Consider the following 20,322-nt stretch of genomic DNA (forward strand, 5'->3'; position numbering starts at 1 on the left):
TCATGGCCGTCGGGTTACGGGCCGTCTTTCGCACGCCATCGCAGGTAAACCCGCGTCAACACTGCGTAAGACCTCGGTGAACCCGATGTGCAAGACCCCCCGGGCCGCGAGTATCGTCCTCACCTGCACAGACTTAGACCGATTCCCTTGACACCGGAGGGCCCGTTGTCCCGCTTCGCGCTCATCAAGGCAGTGCTCGGACCGATCATGCGCCTGATGTTCCGCCCACAGGTGGAGGGCGCCGAGCACATCCCGGGGGACGGCCCGGTCATCCTGGCCGGCAACCACCTCACCTTCATCGACTCGATGATCCTCCCGCTCGTCTGCGACCGGCAGGTCTTCTTCATCGGCAAGGACGAGTACGTCACCGGCAAGGGCCTCAAGGGCCGGCTCATGGCCTGGTTCTTCACCGGCGTCGGCATGATCCCGGTCGACCGGGACGGCGGCCGCGGCGGGGTCGCCGCGCTGATGACCGGGCGCCGGGTGCTGGAAGAGGGCAAGCTCTTCGGGATCTACCCCGAGGGCACCCGCTCCCCCGACGGGCGACTGTACCGGGGGCGCACCGGCATCGCGCGGCTGACGCTGATGACGGGGGCGCCCGTGGTGCCCTTCGCCATGATCGGTACGGACCGGATTCAGCCGGGTGGGTCGGGGATGCCGCGGCCGGCGAAGGTGACGGTTCGGTTCGGTGAGGCCATGGAGTTCTCTCGGTACGAGGGGATGGACCGGGATCGGTATGTGCTGCGGGCCGTGACGGATTCCGTGATGGCTGAGGTCATGCGGTTGTCGGGGCAGGAGTACGTGGACATGTATGCGACGAAGGCGAAGGCCGCGTAGTTTGTCGGCTGCGGGTTGCCGGGGGCTGATCGCGCAGTTCCCCGCGCCCCTAGAGGGCGTTGCCCAAACGCGCGTTTCGCAACAAGAACCACGCTGCCACCGCCGTCCCCAACAGGACGACTGCGCCCGCGCCCGCTGCGATCGCGAGGCCGTCCACGAAGGATTCCCGCGCCGACGTCAGCAGGGCCGCGGCCTGGCCTGACGGCATTCCCGCCGCCGCCTCCACCGCGCCGCCCAGTGACTCGTGGGCTCCCTCCGGGGTACCGGTCGGGGCCGTGAAGCCCCGGTACACGCCCGTCACGATCGAGCCCAGCACCGCGATACCGAGGGCCGCGCCCAGCTCGTAAGCCGTCTCCGAGACCGCGGACGCCGAGCCCGCCTGTTCCTTCGGCACGCTGGAGAGGATCACGTCCGCGGTCACCGTGAACGAGAAGCCGGCGCCGATGCCGACGACCAGCAGGGCGGTGCCGAGCAGCGGGTAGCCGGTGCTCTGGTCGATGACCGTCAGCGAGGCCAGTGCCACGCCGACCGCCGCCAGGCCGCCGGAGACCACCGCGCGGACGGACCAGCGGCGGGCCGCCCAGCCCGCCACCAGACCGGCCGCCACCGCGCCGACCGCGGCGGGGAGTTCGGCGAGGCCCGCCTCCAACGGGCGTCGGCCCTGGACGAGTTGCAGGTACTGGGAGAGGAAGAAGACCAGGCCGGACAGGCCGAGGATGGTCAGCAGGTCGGCCAGGACCGCCGCGCTGAAGCCGCGGTTGCGGAACAGGCGCATGTCCAACAGGGGCGTCGGCAGGGTCAGTTGGCGGTGGACGAACCAGTACAGGGCCGCCGCGCCGAGTGCGCCGACGCCGAGGATCTCCCAGCCGAAGCCGTACGTGGCCGTCTCCTTGACCGCGTACACCACCGCGATCATGCCGACCAGGGACAGGGTCACGCTGATCAGGTCCCAGGGGCCCGGGTTCGGGTTCTTCGACTCGGGCAGCAGCTTGATGCCGACGAGGACGAGGACCGCCATCACGGGCAGGTTGATCAGGAAGACCGAGCCCCACCAGAAGTGTTCGAGCAGGAAACCGCCGGCGATCGGGCCGATCGCGGTGCCCGCGGAGGCCGTGGCGCCCCAGATGCCGACGGCGAGGCTGCGTTCGCGCGGGTCGTGGAAGAGGTTGCGGATCAGGGCGAGGGTCGCCGGCATGAGGGTCGCGCCCGCGACGCCCAGGAGGGCGCGGGCGAGGATCATCAACTCCGGTGTCGTGGCGTAGGCGTTGAGGACGGATATCGCACCGAACGCCGTCGCGCCGATCAGGAGGATGCGCTTGCGGCCGATGCGGTCGCCGAGGCTGCCCATGGAGACGAGCAGGCCCGCGATGACGAAGGAGTAGACGTCGCCGATCCAGAGGAGCTGGGAGCCGGTGGGGTTCAGGTCCTCGCTGATGTACGGGGTCGCGAGACCGAGGACGGTCGCGTCGACGGCCACCAGCAGCACGGCGAGCACGAGGACGGAGAGCGCGAGCCAACGGCCCGGGCGCTTGGTCACCGCCTCGGTCGTGGTCGTCGGCTGCAGGGTGCTGGTCATGATTCCTCTCTCGGTTCTGTGTGATGCCTCAGTGCGCCGCCGAGGAGCAGCTCGGCGATCATGTAGGTGAAGTCCTTGCGGGCCACGCGTCCTTCCGACACCGCCCAGGCGCCGGAGGCCAGCAGGCCGTACACCGCCTCGGTGAGCCAGACCGGGCTGAGGTCGATGCGGAACTCGCCGCTGTCCTGTCCGCGCCGGAACAGCGCGGAGACGCGGTCGTCGATGCGGGTCCAGCCCGCGTTCTGCCCCTCGCCCTCGAACAGCTGGTTCTCGGTGTAGAGGAAGCCGAGCAGGGCGGCCGCCGGTTCCAGCTCGCGCACCAGACGGCGTACGGCGTCGCTCGCGGGGCCCTCGGCGAGGCGGGCGGCGTCCAGCGCGGCCTCGCACTCCTCGATGCCGAGCGCCTCAAGAGCCCGTACGAGTGCGTCGCGCCCCGCGAAGTGGCGGTGCAGCGTGGCCCGGCTGATCCCCGCGGCCTTGGCGACCTCGTCCATGGTCGCGGTGGATTTACGGGTCAGCAGGGCCGCGGCGCTGCGCAGCACGTGGTCACGATCGACAGCCATGAGACAACCATAGACCATATGAGACATTGATGTCTCATCACGGGCACGGACGTCTCACGGCTACCGCGCTGACCAGCGGTTTTCTCAGTGCCAGGGGAGGCTGCCGCGCTTCTCCCAGTACGCCCGCGGCTCCTCCGCCAGTTCGGCGAGGCGTGCCAACTGGCCCTCGTCCAGGTCCACGACGGCCGCGTGCAGGTTGGAGGCCAGCTGGCTGGTGGTCGCGGCTCCGGAGAGGACGACCCCGGCCCAGGGCTGACGCAGGACGAGGGCGAGGGCGACCGCGTCACAGCCGAGGGAGGTCTCCGCCGCCACGGCCTTCAGGGCGTCCGGCGCGTACGGGTCCGCGAGCCTGCCGTTGGCCATGCCCTCCTTGACGATCACCGTCAGCCCGGCGTCGTGGGCCTCGGCGAGGGCGGGGGCGGCGGAGGTCTCCAGGACGTTGTACGTCGACTGGACGGTACGGAAGAGCGGTTCGCCGTCGACCGTGACCTCCAGGGCGGCCCGGATGGCGTCCGCCTGGGCGGGGCCGCTGGTGGAGAAGCCGATGCTGATGCCGTCGGCGGCGGCCTCGGCGAGCCTGGCGTGCAGTTCCTTGTCGGTGAGGGCCGGGCTGTCGGGAGTCACCGAGTGGATCTGGTAGAGGTCGAGGCGGTCGCCGAGGAGTTCGGCGGTCTCGCGGCGCTGGCGGTCGTAGGTGCCGACGCCGTGGTCCTTGACCTCGTGCTTCTCGGCGTCGGTCGTCCAGGCGGCGGTGTACGTGTAGCCCCACTTGCTGCCGATGACCACGTCGTCGATGTCGGGGCGGGCGTTCAGCCAGTCGGCGAGGAACTCCTCCGAGCGGCCGTAGGAGCGGGCCGCGTCGAAGTAGCGGACGCCTTGGAAGTAGGCGGCGTCGAGGAGTTCGTGGGTGCGGGTTCGTAGCGCCTCGACGCTCCGGTTGTCTCCCAGGTCTTCGTCTCGGCCCAGGTTGATGTAGCCGGGGCGGCCGACTGCGGCGAGGCCGAGGCCGATGTGGCAGGTGGGGGTGGTGGCTGTGGCGAGTCGGGCGAAGGGCATACCCACAACGTAACGCGGGATGCCGTTCGCCAGAGAGCTCGGGTTGTGGGGTGATTCGGCGGGTGCGGGTGCGTCGTGGCTCGGCGCGCAGTTCCCCGCGCCCCCATAGGGCCTACGGCCCTATGGGGCGTTGAAACCAGGCCTACTTCTTGGCTGTCGCCCATTCGTGCTGGGCGGCCACGTCCTGCTTCACCTCAGCCAGCTGGATCGCCACCGCGCTCGGGGCCGTGCCGCCCCTGCCGTTGCGGGAGGCCAGGGCGCCCTGGACGTTGAGGACCGTGCGGACCTCCGGGGTCAGGTGGGCGGAGATCTTGGCGAACTGGTCGTCCGTCAGTTCGTCGAGTTCCTTGCCCTCGGCCTCCGCCGCCTTGACGCACTCGCCGGCGACCTCGTGGGCGACACGGAACGGGACGCCCTGCTTGACCAGCCACTCGGCGATGTCGGTGGCGAGGGAGAAGCCGGCCGGGGCCAGTTCCTCCATGCGCTCACGGTTGACCGTGAGGGTGGCCATCATGCCGGTGAAGGCGGGCAGCAGGACTTCCAGCTGGTCGCAGGAGTCGAAGACCGGCTCCTTGTCCTCCTGGAGGTCGCGGTTGTAGGCCAGGGGCAGCGCCTTGAGGGTCGCGAGCAGGCCCGTCAGGTTGCCGATCAGACGGCCGGACTTGCCGCGCGCCAGCTCCGCGATGTCGGGGTTCTTCTTCTGCGGCATGATCGACGAGCCCGTCGAGAACGCGTCGTGCAGGGTCACGAAGGAGAACTCCTTCGTGTTCCAGATGATGATCTCCTCGGCGATACGGCTGAGGTTCACGCCGATCATCGCGGTGATGAAGGCGAACTCCGCGACGAAGTCACGGGACGCCGTGCCGTCGATGGAGTTGCCGACGCTGCCGTGCTCGAAGCCGAGGTCCTTGGCCACCGCCTCCGGGTCCAGGCCGAGGGAGGAACCGGCCAGGGCGCCCGCGCCGTACGGCGACACGGCCGTGCGCTCGTCCCACTGGCGCAGCCGCTCCGCGTCCCGGGACAGGGACTGGACGTGGGCCAGGACGTGGTGGGCGAAGAGGACCGGCTGGGCGTGCTGGAGGTGGGTGCGGCCGGGCATCGCCACGTCCGGGTGCGCCTCCGCCAGGCCGATCAGGGAGTCCTGGAGGTCGGCGATCAGACCGCCGATGATCCGGGCGTGGTCCCGCAGGTACATCCGGAAGAGGGTCGCCACCTGGTCGTTGCGGGAGCGGCCGGCACGGAGCTTGCCGCCGAGGTCCGGACCGAGGCGCTCCAGCAGACCCCGCTCCAGGGCGGTGTGGACGTCCTCGTCGGCGATGGCGCCGACGAAGTCACCGGAGGCCACGTCGGCCTCCAGCTGGTCCAGCCCGGCGATCATGCGCTGAAGCTCGTCCTCGGTGAGGAGCCCGGCCTTGTGGAGCACGCGCGCGTGGGCACGCGAACCGGCGATGTCGTACGGCGCCAGCCGCCAGTCGAAGTGCACGGACGCGGACAGCTTGGCCAGGGCCTCGGCGGGACCGTCGGCGAAACGGCCGCCCCAGAGCCGGACGTCACCGCTGTTGCTGCTCACTTGCGTTGCTCCTCATCGCCGCATTCAAGGTTATGCATGAGTATGCAGACCTCTGCATGATTCGTCAATCTGACCCTCTTTTTGGTCTCCCTTTGAACATGGGAAACCGCTTGCTCGTACCTCCCCCCGAACGCAGGCGCCGCGTTTGTGCACACCAAGAACTCGAAGACACTCCCGACCCTTGTGAGGCATCCGCATGTCCAGGGCTCTTCCTAAGTACAACAAGCGCCGCGTCGCCCTCGTCGGCAGCGCCACCGCACTGGCGCTGACCGGTGCGGTGATCGCCGGTTCCGCCCTCGCCGGGGAGAGCTCCAAGAGCAGCGGCGGCACCAACGCCCGCACCCTGGCGAGCCCCGGCACCATCAGCTGCCCGGACGTCGCCTCCAAGCTCCCCGCGATCCCCGCCTCCGCGCAGGCCGAGGTGACCCGCAACCTCACCCTCCTCCAGACCCAGATCGACGAGGCCAACAAGCGCCTCGTCGACACCGTCGGCCAGGGCGGACCCAACTTCGTCCAGAACGCCATCCTGGGCCCCCTGAAGGACAAGCGGGTCGCGACCGTCAACCGGATCGCCACCGCCATCGGACGGACCGCCGCCAAGCCCCAGGGCCTGGACGCCCTCGCACCCTGCGCCCTGAACGCCGGCGGTGCCACGGGCGCCGCCGGAAACACGGGCAACGCAGGAAACACGGGGAACGCGGGGAACGCGGGGAACGCGGGCAACACAGGGAACGCGGGCAACGCAGGGAAGGACACAGGCAACGCGGGCAAGAACACGGGCAACGCGGGCGCGGGCAACGCCGCCGTCGGCACCATCAGCTGCCCGGACGTCGCCTCCCAGCTCCCCGCCGTTCCGGCCTCCGCGAAGGCCGAGGTGGACCGCAACCTCGCCCTCCTCCAGACCCAGATCAACGAGGCCAACACCCGCCTCGTCAACACGGTCGGCCAGGGCGGACCCAACTTCGTCCAGAACGCCATCCTCGGCCCGCTGAAGGACAAGCGGACGTCCACCATCGACCGCATCGCCATCTCCATCGGCCGGACCGCCGCCAAGCCCCAGGGCCTGAACTCCCTGGCCGCCTGCACGCTCACCAAGTGACGTGACAGGCGCTGTGGCCGCCCCGAGTTCCGCGCCGGCCGGGGCGGCCACGGCGGGCTCCCGGCAAACGGAGCCCGCAATTCATTAGACAGGCGAAATACCTGCACCCATAATCGTTAGACATGGGAAAGACTTACGAGCGCATAGACGGCAGGCTGCGTACCTTCATCGAGGAGCAGCCCCTCTTCTTCACCGCGACCGCCCCGCTGGCCGGCGACGGCACGGTCAACCTCTCCCCCAAGGGCCTCAAGGGCTCCTTCGCGGTCATCGACGAACGGACCGTCGCCTACCTGGACTTCGCCGGGTCCACCGCCGAGACGGTCGCGCATCTGCGGGAGAACGGCCGGATCACGCTCATGTGGTGCGCCTTCCAGGGCCCGCCCAACATCGTCCGGGTGCATGGCGAGGGCGAGGCGGTGCTGCGCGACGACCCCCGTTTCAAGGAGTTGCTACCGCACTTCCCGGACATCGACCCGAGTCTGCACGGCCTGCGGGCGATCATCGTGGTGACGGCCCGGCAGATCCGGGACTCCTGCGGCTACGCGGTGCCCTTCATGACGTACGACGAGGACCGCGACCTGCACGCCCGGCGCTTCGCCCGTGAGGACGACGAATCGCTGAGCGCCTACTTCGCCAAGAAGGAGCACATCGCGACGAGCCTGGACGGCCTACCCGGGCTGCCGTTGCCGTTGCCGCCCTCTACCGTCTGAGCATGGGCTCCCCCGCCGTCGCCACGGCTCTCGTGTCCGCGTCCCTCCTCGTGCTCGGCGCCGCGCCCGGCGGCGGGCAGCCGCCGCTTCCCGCGCGGATGGCCGACACCGGCGGCGGGACCCAGCTGATCACCGCGGTGGCCGCGAAGGCCTCCGCCACCTCCGGCACGGTCACCTGGTGGGAGCTCGGCAACGGGCGGTGGGTGAAGGCCGGTTCGGCGGCGGCGCGGTTCGGGGCGAACGGCCTCGTGGAGGGCGCCTCGCGCAAGCAGGGCACGCACACGACGCCGGCGGGGCTGTACGAGCTGCCGTACGCCTTCGGCATCAAGGCCGCGCCGGGCGGGACGACGTACACGTACCGTCCTGTGCGCGAGCGTTCGTGGTGGTGTCAGGACAACGACTCGCGGGTCTACAACCGTTGGAGCGAGCCCCGCGCGAAGGACTGCCGGGCCGCCGAGTCCGAGCATCTGATCGCCTACGAGAAGCAGTACGCGTACGCCATGGTGGTCGGGTTCAACTACGCGAAGCCGGTGCGGGGGCGGGGTGCCGGGATCTTCCTGCACGTCAACGGGAGCGGGGCGACGGCGGGGTGTGTGTCCGTGTCGGCGGACGCGATGCGCCGGATCCTGAAGTGGGCCGATCCCGGGCAGCAGCCGCACATCGCGATCGGTACGACGGGCGGGCGGACGGCGATCACTCGGTACTGAGCCGGACGGTGAAGCTGGTCGAGCCCGGCGCGCTGCGCAGGCTCACCTCTCCGCCGTGGGCCTCGGCCACCGCGGCCACGATCGACAGGCCCAGGCCCGCGCCGCCGCCCGGGGCGTCGGTGCGGCGGCGGTCGGCTCGGGTGAAGCGTTCGAAGACGCCGGGCTGGATGTCCTCGGGGACGCCGGGGCCGTCGTCGTGGACGGTGAGGACGGCCGCCGTGGCCTCGGTCTCCAGGGAGACCGTCACCTTGGTGCCCACGGGTGTGTGCCCACGCGCGTTGGCCAACAGGTTGGCCAACAGCTGTTGGAGTCGGTGGGCGTCGCCCGTGACCGTGACCGGTTCCTCGGGGAGCTCCAGCGTCCAGCGGTGATCGGGGCCCGCGGCCCGGGCATCCGTCACCGCGTCCAGGACCAGCATGGTGAGGTCGACCGGGTGACGCTCCAGGGGGCGGCCCGCGTCCAGCCGGGCCAGCAGCAGCATCTCGTCGACCATCTCGCCCATCCGGGCCGACTCGGCGGCGATGCGCTCCAGGGCCCGGGTGACCTCCGGCGGGACCGGACCGGGGTGCAGCAGTGCCAGTTCCGCGTGGCCGCGCACCGACGCCACCGGGGTGCGCAGCTCATGGCTGGCGTCGGCGGCGAAGCTGCGCAGGCGCTCCTCACTCGCGTGCCGTTTGGTGAGCGCGTCCTCGACATGGCCCAGCATGCGGTTGAAGGCGCCGGCGACCTGGCCGACCTCGCTGCGGGGGTCGGACTCCGGGGCCCGGGGCGGCAGCGCCACCTCGCCGCTGGCCAGCGGGAGTTCGCTGACCCGGGTGGCGGTCGCCGCGACCCGGCTCAGCGGGCGGAGCGACCAGCGCACCCAGAGCGCCCCGGCCACGCCGGTGACGGTGAGGGCGAGGCCGAAGACGATCCCGGCGAGCAGTTCGAGCCGGTGGACCGTGGCCTCGACGGGCTCCAGGGGCAGGCCGGTGATCAGGACGTCGCCGTCCTTGCCGCTGGTCACCAGCACGCGGTAGTCGTCGAGCGCGGCGAGGTCGACGGTGTGGGCCTTGCCGTCGGCCGGGACCGCGGCGAGGCGCCGCTCGTCGCCGCCGGTCAGCGAGACGTTCTCGGTGCCGCTCGGGCGGACGACCGCCGCGTGGGTGGCCGTGCCGTCGACCAGCCGGGCGCCGAAGGTGCCGGTGGCCTGGCGGCGGGTGTCGCCGTGCTCGTCGCCGTCGTGATCGTCGGGAACGGTTCCGTTGTGCTCCAGGCTGACCGCGAAGCGGTTGCCGGCCTCGGTCAGCTGCTCGTCGAGGCGGCCGACGAGAAAGCCCTGGAGCCCGACGACGGCCGCCAGGCCGACCGCCGCGCAGCTCACCGCCAGCAGCACCACCAGGCCGCAGGTGAGCCGGGCGCGCAGGGTGTGCGGGCGGGGCAGACGGCGTGCGAGAGCGAGGGTCACGGGGTCACCGGCTTGAGCACGTATCCGGCGCCGCGCACGGTGTGGATCATCGGCTCCCGTCCCGCGTCCACCTTCTTGCGCAGGTAGGAGATGTACAGCTCGACGACATGAGCGCGGCCGCCGAAGTCGTAGGACCACACCCGGTCGAGGATCTGGGCCTTGCTGAGGACGCGCCGCGGGTTGCGCATGAGGAAGCGGAGCAGTTCGAACTCGGTCGGGGAGAGTTCGATCAGCTCGCCCGCGCGGGTCACCTCGCGGGCGTCCTCGTCCATGACCAGGTCGCCGATGGTCAGCCGCGGGCCCTCCTCCAGCTGCCGGGCCATGCCGGCGCGGCGCAGCAGTCCGCGCAGCCGGGCGACGACCTCCTCCAGGCTGAACGGCTTGGTGACGTAGTCGTCGCCGCCCGCCGTGATCCCGGCGATCCGGTCCTCGACGGCGTCCCGGGCGGTGAGGAAGAGCACACACACGTCGGGCTTCACGGCGTGCAGGCCGCGCAGCACGGCGAAGCCGTCGGTGTCAGGCAGCATCACGTCGAGGACGACGGCGTCGGGCAGCAGCTCGCGGGCCGCGGCGACCGCCGAGGCCCCGTCGCCGGCGGTGCGCACCTGCCAGCCCTCGTAACGCAGGGCGCCCGACAGGACCTCGGCGAGGTCCTCGTCGTCGTCCACGACGAGGACGCGCAGCGGGGTGCCGTCGGGGCGGGCGAGGGCGGGGCGGCCGGAGCGGGTGGTGTTCATGGCCCTTCCAGGATCGCCCCTGGCGCGTCGGAACCACGCCCCTGGTTGCTCTGAGTTTCCTCTGAGTGCGCTCTGAGGAAGCCGTTTCAGAGGGTTCTGAGAAGTTCGGCCCGCACAGTTGCGTCCTGGCAGGACGAAAGGACGTACGCATGACCACCCTGTACGGGACGTACTCATGACCACCGTGTACGAGCGGACGGCGCCGCCCGTGCCGCTGCCCGCCCGGCGCTCCCCCGCGGGCCCGCTGCTCGCCCTGCTGTGGGGCGGGGCGGCGGGTGCGGTCGCGCTGTGGTGGGCGCACACCGGTTCCGTGGTCGGGGCGGCCGGCTGGCTGACGAACGCCGGGCGGATCGCCGGGCTGCTGTGCGGATACGCCTGTGCCGTGCTGGTCGGGCTGATGGCGCGCGTGCCGCTGCTGGAGCGCCGGATCGGCTCGGACCGGGTGGCACGCTGGCACGCGATGGCGGGCCGCTACACGATCGGTCTGCTGGTGGCGCACGTGGTGCTGATCCTCGCCGGTTACGCCGCCCAGGACGGCCAGTCGCTCTGGCACGAGTCGGTGACGGTGGTCCTCGACTACCCGGAGATGCTGAAGGCGACCGCCGGCACGCTGATCCTCGTGGCCGTCGGTGTCACCTCGATGCGGGCCGTGCGGCGCAGGGTCGGGCACGAGTTCTGGTACTACGTCCATCTGCTGACCTACGCGGCCGTGTTCCTGACCTTCTTCCACCAGGTCCAGCTGGGTTCTGACCTCACGGCCGGTCCCGCACAGGCCGCCTGGTACGGGCTGTACCTGGGCGTGGCGGCCCTGGTGCTGTGGTTCCGGGTGCTCGTGCCGGTGCGGCTGAACCTGCGGCACCGGCTGCGGGTGGAGTCCGTGCACCGGGAGGCGCCGGACGTGTGGTCCGTCGTCGTGCGCGGGCAGGGGCTGGAGCAACTGGGGGCGCAGGCCGGGCAGTTCTTCCGCTGGCGGTTCCTCACCCGGGGCATGTGGGGGACGTCGACGCCGTACTCGCTGTCGGCGGCACCCCGTGGCGACCGGATGCGCATCACGGTCAAGGCACTCGGCGACCACAGCACGGCCGTGGCGCTGCTGCGGCCCGGCACCCGGGTGTGGGCGGAGGGGCCGTACGGCGCCCTGACCGCCGAACGGCGCACCTCGCACCGGGCGTTGCTCATCGCGGGCGGTGTCGGCGTCACCCCGCTGCGGGCGCTGTTCGAGACGCTGCCGGGCGAGGTGACCCTGCTGTACCGGGCGCGGACGGTCGAAGACCTGGCGCTGGGCGGCGAGTTGGAGGCCCTGGCGCGGTGGCGCGGGGCGCGGGTGCACTACCTGCTCAACGGGCCGGACGGCGAACGCCCCCGCCTGACCGCCGAGTTGCTGCGCACGGCCGTACCCGAGGGACTGGCCGGGCACGACGTGTACCTGTGCGGGCCGGAGGGCTTCGCCCGCGAGGTGTACGGGGCGCTGCGCTCCGCCGGGGTGCCCGACCGCCGTATCCACCACGAGTCGTTCGAGTTGTGAGGCCACGCACGTGCACGCACTGAGGAAGAGCCATCCGCTGCGCCGGATCGTGCTGGCGAGCGCCGCCACCGTCTCCGGCATGGTCCTGCTGCTGTCGCTGAAGCCGCACGACAGCCCGGCCGCCATAGCCGTCACGTCCCCCTCCACGGCCCCTTCGGCGGCCGGGGCGGGCACGTTCACCGGCGACTCGGTGCAGACCCGCTGGGGGCCCGTCCAGGTCCGGATCACGGTCAAGGACGGCAAGCTCACCGACGTCACGGCGGTCGCCTACCCGTCGGACAATCCGCGGGACCAGGAGATCAACAGCTACGCCCTCCCCCGGCTGCGGACCGAGGCGCTCACGGCGCAGAGCGCGGACATCGACACGGTCTCGGGGGCCACCTACACGAGCGACGGTTACCGCCAGTCGCTCCAGTCCGCCCTCGACTCGGCGACCGGCTGAACACCCAGGCGTCACGGCACGTATCTCAGGGCCAAGGGACCACGCCACCCCCCTTGCCCCGCTCCCGGAGGAATCGTGACCACCACGCTCGCAGGCGGCCGCGCCGCCCGCCGCCAGACGATGCGCCGCATCCGCCCGCGCCGCTCCCCGGCCGTCCCGCTGGTGATCGCCCTATGGGCGGGCGCGGCGGCGGTGCTGTGGCTGTGGTGGGACAACACCCCCTCCCTCGCGGACAACACCGCGAAGATCCTCGCCGCGGGCCGGATCACCGGTCTCCTCGCGGGCTACCTGATGGCGCTGGTCGTCCTGCAAATGGCCAGGGTGCCGGCGCTGGAGCGGCGGGTGGGCTCGGACCGGGTCGCCCGCTGGCACGCGATGAGCGGCCGCTACACGGTGAGCCTGGTCATCGCGCACGTCTTCCTGATCACCTGGGCGTACGCGCTCCAGGCCGGCAAGACGCTCGGCGACATCGTGCAGCAGTTCATGGACATGGTCACGACCCTGCCGGACATGGGCAAGGCGGCGATCGGCACCGGCCTGCTGGTGGTCATCGCGCTGCTGTCGGTCGGCGGGGTCCGGCGCAGGCTGCCGTACGACACCTGGTACCACGTGCATCTGCTCACCTACGCCGTGGTGTTCCTGACGTTCTGGCACCAGATCACCACCGGCAACGAGTTCGCCGTCCAGCCCACCGCGAAGACCTTCTGGTACGGGCTCTACGGTGTCGTCACCGCGCTGGTGGTCTGGTACCGGATCCTCACCCCGCTCCGCCTCAACCTCAGGCACCGGATGTACGTCGAGGCGGTCATCGAGGAGACGCCGGGCATCGTGTCGGTGCTGATCGGCGGCAAGAAGCTGCACCGGATGGGCGCGGAGGCCGGGCAGTTCTTCCGCTGGCGGTTCATGGCGCCCGGCATGCGGTTCAGCTCCCACCCGTACTCGCTGTCGGCGGCGCCCCGCCCGGACATGCTGCGGATCACGGTCAAGGCTATCGGCGACCACACCGCCCGGCTGCGCGAACTGCGGCCCGGCACCCGCGTGTGGGCCGAGGGCCCCTACGGCGCCCTGACCGCCCAGCGCCGCAGCCGCGGCAAGGTGCTGCTGGTCGCGGGCGGTGTCGGCATCACGCCGATGCGGGCGCTGTTCGAGACGCTGCCCGGGGCGTCCGGTGACATCACCCTGCTCTACCGGGCCAACAGCACCCAGGACCTGGCGCTGTGGGACGAGTTGGCCACCATCGCCGACGAGCGGGGCGCCCGGCTGATGTACGCGGTCAACAGTCCGGACGGCGAGCGGCCCGACATCTCGGCGGAGCGGCTGCGGCAGAAGCTGCCGGACATCGACGACCACGACGTGTTCCTGTGCGGGCCGCCCGGCTTCGCGCAGTCCGTGTACGACTCCCTGCGCGACGCGGGCGTCCCGGCCCGGCGTATCCACCACGAGTCGTTCGAGATGTGAGCGACGCTCCCGCACGCACGTCACGGCCCCCCTCAACTCTGCTCGGCAGCCCCAGACTTCAGGAGTTCATTCAGCCATGAGGAAGAGTCATCCGATCCGGCGTGTCGTCCTGGCCGGCGCCGCCACCGTCTCCGGGATCGTGCTGCTGCTGTCGCTGAAACCGGCGTCCGACCCGGCCTCCGCGTCCGCGGCGGGCGGCGCGGCCCCGCCGGCCGCCGCCCAGGAGTCGGCGCAGGGCGGGGCGCAGGCGGCGGGGACGAGCACGTCCACCGGGGACGCCGCACAGACCCAGTACGGTGCCGTCCAGGTACGGATCACCGTCGTCGGCAACAAGATCACCAAGTCGGAGGCGGTGCAGGCGCCGCAGGGCGGGACCAGCACCGAGAAGACCAACCTGGCCGTGCCCAAGCTCAACGCGGCGGTGGTGGCCAAGCAGAGTCCCGACATCGACACCGTGTCGGGGGCCACGTACACGAGCGAGGGCTACAAGAAGTCCCTCCAGTCGGCGATCGACAAGGCGAACGCCGCCGCCGCCTCCGCCGCCCAGCCCTCACAGGGCGCGTCGGCCCCCGCCCAGGGCGCCGCCTCCAAGACCCTCACCGGTACGGTCGCGCAGACCCAGTACGGCCCGGTCCAGGTCCGGATCACGGTCAGCAACGGCAAGATCACCAAGGCCGAGGCGGTCCAGGCGCCGAGCGGCGGCCAGAGCACGCAGAAGACCGAGCTGGCCGTACCGAAGCTCAACGCGGCGGCGGTCGCGGCCGGCAGCGCGGACATCGACTCGGTGTCCGGGGCCACCTACACCAGCGCGGGCTACAAGAAGTCCCTCCAGTCGGCGCTGGACCAGGCCGGTGGCTGACACCGTGGCCGAACCGGCAGAAGCTCCCGCCGCGGTACGTCATGCGGAGGAGGTCATGGGGACCGTCTTCTCCTTCGACGTCCGCGGCGGGGATCCCGACACGGTCCAGGCGGCACTCGCGGAGGCGGTCGCCGGGCTGCACCGGGTCGACGCCGTCTTCAGCACGTACCGCGAGGACAGCCAGATCTCGCGGCTGGCGCAGGGCGAGCTGACCGTCGAGGAGTGCGACCCGGAGGTCGCCGAGGTCCTCGAACTGGGCGCGCAGGCCGAGCGGTTGAGCGACGGCTGGTTCAGCCTGCGCTACCAGGGCCGGCTCGACCCGACGGGCATCGTCAAGGGGTGGGCGGTGGAACGGGCGGCCAGAGCCTTGCTGGCCGCGGGCGCGACCGGGGTCAGTCTGAACGGCGGCGGGGACGTACAGCTGCTCGGCACGCCGGGACCGCAGCGCCCGTGGCGGGTGGGCGTGGCGGATCCGCTCCGCCCCGGGGGTCTGGCGGCGGTGGTCTCGGCGGCGGGCGCGAGTGAACTGGCCGTGGCGACCTCCGGTACGGCCGAACGCGGCGCCCACATCGTCGACCCGCGCACCGGCCGCTCCGCGGTGACGGACCTGGTCGCCGTGACGGTGGTGACCCCCAGCGTCACCTGGGCGGACTGCTGGGCGACGGCGGCATTCGCGATGGGTTCGCGCGAGGGCCTGCGCTGGCTGGAGTCGCTGCCGGACGTGGAGGCGCTGTTGATCACGGCGGGCGACGAGGTGAGATGTACAGGGGGCTTGGCTTCACGACTCGGCTGAGGTGAGGCCCCTGAGGGGCGCGGGGAACTGCGCGACCAGCCACGAAGCACCCGCACCCGACAACGATCAATGCCCGTTCTGAGCCAACCTCAGCAAGTGCTCAGCCAAAGCCTGGCCCCCCACCGGATCCCGGCTGATCAACAACAACGTGTCGTCACCGGCGATGGTCCCGAGAATGTCATGCAGCTCAGCCTGGTCAATGGCCGACGCCAGGAACTGAGCCGCGCCCGGCGGCGTCCGCAGCACCACCAGATTCGCCGAGGCCTCCGCGGAGATCAGCAGCTCCTGCGAGAGCCGCCGCATCCGCTCCTCCTTCGCGGACTCCCCCAGCGGCGCCCGGGGCGTACGGAACCCGCCCTCGCTCGGCACCGCGTAGATCAGGTCCCCGTCGGTGTTACGGATCTTGACCGCGTTCAGCTCGTCGAGGTCCCGGGAGAGCGTCGCCTGGGTGACGCTCAGCCCGTCGTCGGACAAGAGCTTGGCCAACTGGCTCTGCGACCGCACCGGTTGCCGGTTGAGGATGTCCACGATCCGGCGGTGCCGCGCCGTGCGCGTCTGCGGCACCGCAGGCCCGCCGGCCCCGTTCTGCTCGTGCTCCTGCGCCTGGCTCATCGACGTCTCATTTCTCCGGATCATCCGTCCCCGTCGGCCGCGTTCGCCGCCTTCGCCGCGTCAAGAACGCCGGGCAGCGCCTGGAGCAGCGCAGCCACCTCGTCGTCGCCGAGGTTCAGCGGCGGCATGAGCCGTACGACATCGGGGGCGGGCGCGTTCACCAGGAAGCCGGCGTCCTGAGCCGCCTGCTGCACCTGGGGCGCGAGCGGCTCGGTGAGCACGATACCCAGGAGCAGCCCGGAGCCCCGGACGTGGTCGACCAGCGGGTGTCCCAGGGACTCGATTCCGTCGCTGAGCGCGGCGCTCTGCCGCTTCACGTTGTCGAGCAGCCCGTCACCGGCGATGGTGTCGAGGACGGCGAGTCCCGCGGCGCAGGCGACCGGGTTGCCGCCGAAGGTCGTGCCGTGGTGGCCCGGCTGGAGCAGCTCCGCGGCGCGGCCGAAGGCGACGGTGGAGCCGAGCGGCAGTCCGCCGCCGAGCTGCTTGGCGAGGGTGACGACGTCGGGCAGGACGCCCTCGTGGGCCTGGTACTCGAACCAGTGCCCGGTCCGGCCGATGCCGGTCTGCACCTCGTCGAGGACCAGCAGCGCGCCCTTGGCCGCGGTGATCGCCCGGGCCGCCTTGAGATAGCCGGCGGGCGGGACGACGACGCCGTTCTCGCCCTGGATGGGCTCGATCACGACGAGCGCGGTGTCCTCGGTGACCGCGGCGGCCAGCGCCTGCGCGTCGCCGTACGGCACGTGCGTGACGTCACCGGGCAGCGGCAGGAACGGGGTCTGCTTGGCGGGCTGGCCGGTGAGGGCGAGGGCGCCCATGGTGCGGCCGTGGAAGCCGCCCTGCGTGGCCACCATGTGGCTGCGCCCGGTGAGCCGGCCGATCTTGAAGGCGGCCTCGTTGGCCTCGGCGCCGGAGTTGCAGAAGAAGACCCTGCCGTCCCGGCCGAAGTGCTGGAGCAGCCGTTCGGCGAGGGCGATCGTCGGCTCGGCCATGAAGAAGTTGGAGATGTGGCCGAGGGACGCGATCTGCTTGCTGACGGCGTCGATGACGGCCGGGTGGGCGTGGCCGAGCGCGTTGGTGGCGATGCCGCCGACCCAGTCGTAGTACCGCGTGCCCTCGGAGTCCCAGACCTTGAGGCCCTCGCCGCGGACGAGGGGGAGACGCGGGGTGCCGTAGTTGTTCATGAGCGAGCCCTGCCACCGCTGGGTGAGCTCCTGATTGTCGGTCATTCCCCATCCCCCTCTTGCGCGTCCGGCACGACCATCGTGCCGATCCCTTCGTCGGTGAAGATCTCCAGCAGGATCGAGTGCTGGACCCGGCCGTCGATGACGCGGGCGGTGGTGACGCCGTTGCGCACGGCGTGCAGGCAGCCCTCCATCTTCGGGACCATGCCGGAGCTCAACTCCGGCAGCAGCTTCTCCAGTTGGGAAGCGGTGAGGCGGCTGATCACCTCGTCGGAGTGGGGCCAGTCCTCGTAGAGACCCTCGACGTCCGTGAGGACCATGAGAGTTTCCGCTCCCAGCGCAGCCGCGAGTGCCGCAGCCGCCGTATCAGCATTGACGTTGTAGACATGGTGGTCGTCCTGGCTACGGGCGATCGACGAGACGACCGGGATCCGGCCGTCGGCGAGCAGGGCCTCGATCGCGCCCGTGTCGATCGCGGTGATCTCGCCCACCCGCCCGATGTCGACCAACTCGCCGTCGATCTCGGGCTGGTGCTTGGTGGCGGTGATGGTGTGCGCGTCCTCGCCGGTCAGTCCGACGGCCAGCGGCCCGTGCTGGTTGAGCAGCCCGACCAGCTCGCGCTGCACCTGACCGGCCAGCACCATCCGTACGACGTCCATGGCGTCCTCGGTGGTGACGCGGAGGCCGGCCTTGAACTCGCTGACGATGCCCGCCTGGTCGAGGGCGGCGCTGATCTGCGGGCCGCCGCCGTGCACGACGACCGGCTTGAGCCCGGCGTGGTGCAGGAAGACGACGTCCTGGGCGAACGCGGCCTTCAGGTCCTCGTCGATCATGGCGTTGCCGCCGAACTTGATGACGACCGTCTTACCGTTGTGCCGGACCAGCCAGGGCAGTGCCTCGATGAGGATCTGGGCCTTGGGCAGCGCGGTGTGTTTGCGGGTCGGATTGCTCATGAGGAGTACGCGCTGTTCTCGTGGACGTAGTCGGCGGTGAGGTCGTTGGTCCAGATCGTGGCGGTCTCGGCGCCGGCCGCGAGGTCGGCGACGATGTGCACCTCGCGGTAGCGCATGTCGACCTTGTCGCGGTCCTCGCCGACGCCGCCGTTCTTGCACACCCAGACGCCGTTGATGGCGACGTTCAACTGGTCCGGCTCGAAAGCGGCCTTGGTGGTGCCGATCGCGGAGAGGACGCGGCCCCAGTTGGGGTCCTCGCCGTGGATGGCGCACTTGAGGAGGTTGTTGCGGGCGATGGAGCGGCCCACCTCGACGGCGTCCTCCTCGGTCGCCGCGCCCACCACCTCGACCTTGATGTCCTTGCTGGCGCCCTCGGCGTCCCGGATGAGCTGCTGGCCGAGGTCGTCGCAGACCTGTCGTACCGCCTCGGCGAACTCGTCGTAGGCAGGGGCGACTTCGGCCGCACCGGACGCGAGCAGCAGGACCGTGTCGTTGGTGGACATGCAGCCGTCGGAGTCGACGCGGTCGAAGGTGGTGCGGGTCGCGGCCCGAAGTGCCTTGTCCAGTACGTCACTCGGCAGGTCCGCGTCGGTGGTGAGGACGACCAGCATGGTGGCGAGGCCGGGGGCGAGCATGCCCGCACCCTTGGCCATGCCGCCGACCGTCCAGCCGTCCTTCGTGACGACGGACGTCTTGTGGACGGTGTCGGTGGTTTTGATGGCGATGGCGGCCTTCTCGCCGCCGTGCTCGGAGAGCTGGGCCGCGGCCGTCTCGACTCCCGGGAGCAGCTTGTCCATCGGGAGCAGGACGCCGATGAGGCCGGTGGACGCGACCGCCACCTCGCCGGCGCCGATGCCCAGCACGTCGGCGACCTTCTCGGCGGTCGCGTGCGTGTCCTGGAAGCCCTTCGGTCCCGTACAGGCGTTGGCGCCCCCGGAGTTGAGGACGACGGCGGTCAACTCGCCGCTCTTCAGCACCTGCTCGGACCACAGGACCGGGGCGGCCTTCACGCGGTTGGAGGTGAAGACACCGGCGGCGGCACGGCGGGGCCCGTCGTTGACCACGAGGGCCAGGTCGGGGTTGCCGTTCTCCTTGATTCCGGCGGCGATGCCCGCAGCCCGGAATCCCTTGGCTGCCGTGACACTCACGGTGCGACTCCGATCGTGGAAAGCCCCGTGGTCTCGTCGAGACCGAGGGCGATGTTCATGCTCTGTACGGCACCGCCCGCGGTGCCCTTGGTGAGGTTGTCGATGGCGCTGATCGCGATGATGCGGCCCGCGGTCTCGTCGTACGCGACCTGCACCTGAACGGCGTTGGAACCGTAGACGGACGCGGTGGCGGGCCACTGTCCCTCGGGGAGGAGGTGCACGAAGGGCTCGTCGGCGTAGGCCTTCTGGTAGGCGGCGCGGACGGACTCGGCGGTGACGCCGGCGCGGGCCTTGGCGCTGCACGTGGCGAGGATGCCGCGGGGCATCGGGGCGAGGGTGGGCGTGAAGGAGACGGTGATCCGCTCGCCCGCGACCCCGCTGAAGTTCTGGATCATCTCGGGGGTGTGCCGGTGGCCGCCGCCGACGCCGTACGGCGTCATGGACCCCATGACCTCGCTGCCCAGCAGATGCGCCTTGGGCGCCTTGCCCGCGCCGGAGGTGCCGGAGGCCGCGACGATCACGGCCTCGGCCTCGGCGATCCCGGCGGCGTACGCCGGGAACAGGGCGAGGGTGGCGGCGGTCGGGTAGCAACCGGGTACCGCGATGCGCTTGGCCCCCTCCAGTGCGGCGCGGGCACCCGGAAGTTCGGGCAGGCCGTACGGCCAGGTCCCGGCGTGGGCGGAGCCGTAGAACTTCTCCCAGTCGGCGGCGTCCTTGAGCCGGAAGTCGGCGCCCATGTCGACGACGAGGACGTCGGGGCCGAGCTGCTCGGCGACCGCGGCGGACTGGCCGTGGGGCAGCGCGAGGAACACGACGTCATGGCCGGCGAGCACCTCGGGGGTGGTCTCCTGGAGCACGCGGCCGGCCAGCGGCAGCAGGTGCGGCTGCAGGGCGCCCAGCTGCTGGCCGGCGTTGGAGTTGCCGGTCAGGGCACCGATCTCGACCTCGGGGTGGGCCAGGAGCAGCCGCAGGACCTCGCCGCCCGCATAACCGCTCGCCCCGGCCACTGCCGCACGTACCGCCATGTCACCCTCCTCTTGGATGGCATG

20 protein-coding genes are annotated in these 20,322 nt (G+C 71.2%); 9 read left to right on the top strand and 11 right to left on the bottom strand.

What is annotated here, in order from left to right; genetic code table 11:
• The first annotated feature begins 165 nt into the window (after positions 1-165).
• The gene (locus EJC51_RS10455) at positions 166-837 is read left to right on the top strand and encodes a lysophospholipid acyltransferase family protein (RefSeq protein WP_126276895.1); all 672 of its coding nucleotides are present in this window, start codon (positions 166-168) and stop codon (positions 835-837) included.
• Between the two features lie 49 nt (positions 838-886).
• On the opposite strand, the gene EJC51_RS10460 is transcribed toward EJC51_RS10455, so the two are convergent.
• The 4 genes from EJC51_RS10460 to argH all read right to left on the bottom strand — a co-directional run bounded on the left by EJC51_RS10460 (position 887) and on the right by argH (position 5,602).
• Positions 887-2,413, bottom strand: coding sequence for an MFS transporter (locus tag EJC51_RS10460; RefSeq protein ID WP_126270813.1), 1,527 nt, complete (start codon positions 2,411-2,413; stop codon positions 887-889).
• The gene (locus tag EJC51_RS10465) at positions 2,410-2,976 is read right to left on the bottom strand and encodes a TetR/AcrR family transcriptional regulator (RefSeq protein ID WP_207924860.1); all 567 of its coding nucleotides are present in this window, start codon (positions 2,974-2,976) and stop codon (positions 2,410-2,412) included. Before EJC51_RS10465 ends, EJC51_RS10460 begins: the two co-directional genes overlap by 4 nt.
• 84 nt (positions 2,977-3,060) lie before the next feature.
• Positions 3,061-4,032: an aldo/keto reductase gene (locus EJC51_RS10470; protein ID WP_126270814.1), complete on the bottom strand. Its 972-nt coding sequence runs from the start codon at positions 4,030-4,032 to the stop codon at positions 3,061-3,063.
• 142 nt (positions 4,033-4,174) lie between these two features.
• The gene (gene argH, locus EJC51_RS10475) at positions 4,175-5,602 is read right to left on the bottom strand and encodes an argininosuccinate lyase (RefSeq protein WP_126270815.1); all 1,428 of its coding nucleotides are present in this window, start codon (positions 5,600-5,602) and stop codon (positions 4,175-4,177) included.
• 196 nt (positions 5,603-5,798) lie between these two features.
• Here argH and EJC51_RS10480 point away from each other — a divergent pair, with 196 nt between their 5' ends.
• From EJC51_RS10480 to EJC51_RS10490, 3 genes are all read left to right on the top strand, one after another.
• A complete protein-coding gene (locus tag EJC51_RS10480) occupies positions 5,799-6,701 on the top strand; it encodes a hypothetical protein (RefSeq protein WP_126270816.1) in 903 nt (300 codons plus the stop codon).
• Positions 6,702-6,823: 122 nt separating this feature from the next.
• Positions 6,824-7,411 (top strand): pyridoxamine 5'-phosphate oxidase family protein, encoded by a 588-nt coding sequence (locus EJC51_RS10485; RefSeq protein ID WP_126270817.1) that lies wholly within the window; start codon positions 6,824-6,826, stop codon positions 7,409-7,411.
• A gap of 2 nt (positions 7,412-7,413) precedes the next feature.
• On the top strand, positions 7,414-8,118 hold the full coding sequence (locus EJC51_RS10490; RefSeq protein WP_126270818.1) for a L,D-transpeptidase family protein: 705 nt from the start codon (positions 7,414-7,416) through the stop codon (positions 8,116-8,118).
• Here the strand turns inward: EJC51_RS10490 and EJC51_RS10495 are convergent.
• A complete protein-coding gene (locus tag EJC51_RS10495; protein WP_244362577.1) occupies positions 8,105-9,565 on the bottom strand; it encodes a sensor histidine kinase in 1,461 nt (486 codons plus the stop codon). The two genes, EJC51_RS10490 and EJC51_RS10495, sit on opposite strands and share 14 nt — an antisense overlap.
• Positions 9,562-10,302: a response regulator transcription factor gene (locus tag EJC51_RS10500; protein WP_059196454.1), complete on the bottom strand. Its 741-nt coding sequence runs from the start codon at positions 10,300-10,302 to the stop codon at positions 9,562-9,564. The genes EJC51_RS10495 and EJC51_RS10500 overlap by 4 nt, the downstream gene beginning before the upstream one ends.
• A 175-nt stretch (positions 10,303-10,477) precedes the next feature.
• On the opposite strand from EJC51_RS10500, the gene EJC51_RS10505 reads away from it, so the two are divergent.
• From EJC51_RS10505 to EJC51_RS10525, 5 genes are all read left to right on the top strand, one after another.
• Positions 10,478-11,827 carry a ferredoxin reductase family protein gene (locus tag EJC51_RS10505; protein ID WP_126270819.1) on the top strand — a complete coding sequence of 450 codons (1,350 nt, stop codon included), beginning with the start codon at positions 10,478-10,480 and terminating at the stop codon, positions 11,825-11,827.
• 10 nt (positions 11,828-11,837) lie between these two features.
• Positions 11,838-12,269 carry an FMN-binding protein gene (locus EJC51_RS10510; protein ID WP_126270820.1) on the top strand — a complete coding sequence of 144 codons (432 nt, stop codon included), beginning with the start codon at positions 11,838-11,840 and terminating at the stop codon, positions 12,267-12,269.
• 75 nt (positions 12,270-12,344) lie between these two features.
• Complete coding sequence (locus EJC51_RS10515; protein ID WP_165951302.1) at positions 12,345-13,727, top strand: ferredoxin reductase family protein; 1,383 nt, start codon at positions 12,345-12,347, stop codon at positions 13,725-13,727.
• Positions 13,728-13,803: 76 nt separating this feature from the next.
• Complete coding sequence (locus tag EJC51_RS10520; protein WP_126270821.1) at positions 13,804-14,586, top strand: FMN-binding protein; 783 nt, start codon at positions 13,804-13,806, stop codon at positions 14,584-14,586.
• Positions 14,579-15,379, top strand: a complete 801-nt coding sequence (locus EJC51_RS10525; protein WP_244362579.1) for an FAD:protein FMN transferase — start codon at positions 14,579-14,581, stop codon at positions 15,377-15,379. The genes EJC51_RS10520 and EJC51_RS10525 overlap by 8 nt, the downstream gene beginning before the upstream one ends.
• Positions 15,380-15,445: 66 nt before the next feature.
• Here the strand turns inward: EJC51_RS10525 and EJC51_RS10530 are convergent, their stop codons facing one another.
• Genes EJC51_RS10530 through argC form a run of 5 tightly spaced genes read right to left on the bottom strand, consistent with a single transcriptional unit; the run spans position 15,446 to position 20,298 of the window.
• Positions 15,446-15,991 carry an arginine repressor gene (locus tag EJC51_RS10530; RefSeq protein ID WP_059196460.1) on the bottom strand — a complete coding sequence of 182 codons (546 nt, stop codon included), beginning with the start codon at positions 15,989-15,991 and terminating at the stop codon, positions 15,446-15,448.
• A gap of 20 nt (positions 15,992-16,011) precedes the next feature.
• Positions 16,012-17,217, bottom strand: coding sequence for an acetylornithine transaminase (locus tag EJC51_RS10535; RefSeq protein ID WP_126270822.1), 1,206 nt, complete (start codon positions 17,215-17,217; stop codon positions 16,012-16,014).
• The gene (gene argB, locus EJC51_RS10540; protein ID WP_126270823.1) at positions 17,214-18,125 is read right to left on the bottom strand and encodes an acetylglutamate kinase; all 912 of its coding nucleotides are present in this window, start codon (positions 18,123-18,125) and stop codon (positions 17,214-17,216) included. The genes EJC51_RS10535 and argB overlap by 4 nt, the downstream gene beginning before the upstream one ends.
• Complete coding sequence (argJ, locus tag EJC51_RS10545; protein WP_126270824.1) at positions 18,122-19,273, bottom strand: bifunctional glutamate N-acetyltransferase/amino-acid acetyltransferase ArgJ; 1,152 nt, start codon at positions 19,271-19,273, stop codon at positions 18,122-18,124. The genes argB and argJ overlap by 4 nt, the downstream gene beginning before the upstream one ends.
• Complete coding sequence (gene argC / locus EJC51_RS10550) at positions 19,270-20,298, bottom strand: N-acetyl-gamma-glutamyl-phosphate reductase (protein WP_126270825.1); 1,029 nt, start codon at positions 20,296-20,298, stop codon at positions 19,270-19,272. The genes argJ and argC overlap by 4 nt, the downstream gene beginning before the upstream one ends.
• Positions 20,299-20,322 lie beyond the last annotated feature (24 nt).

This window comes from Streptomyces aquilus (assembly GCF_003955715.1).
Lineage (GTDB): Bacteria > Actinomycetota > Actinomycetes > Streptomycetales > Streptomycetaceae > Streptomyces > Streptomyces aquilus.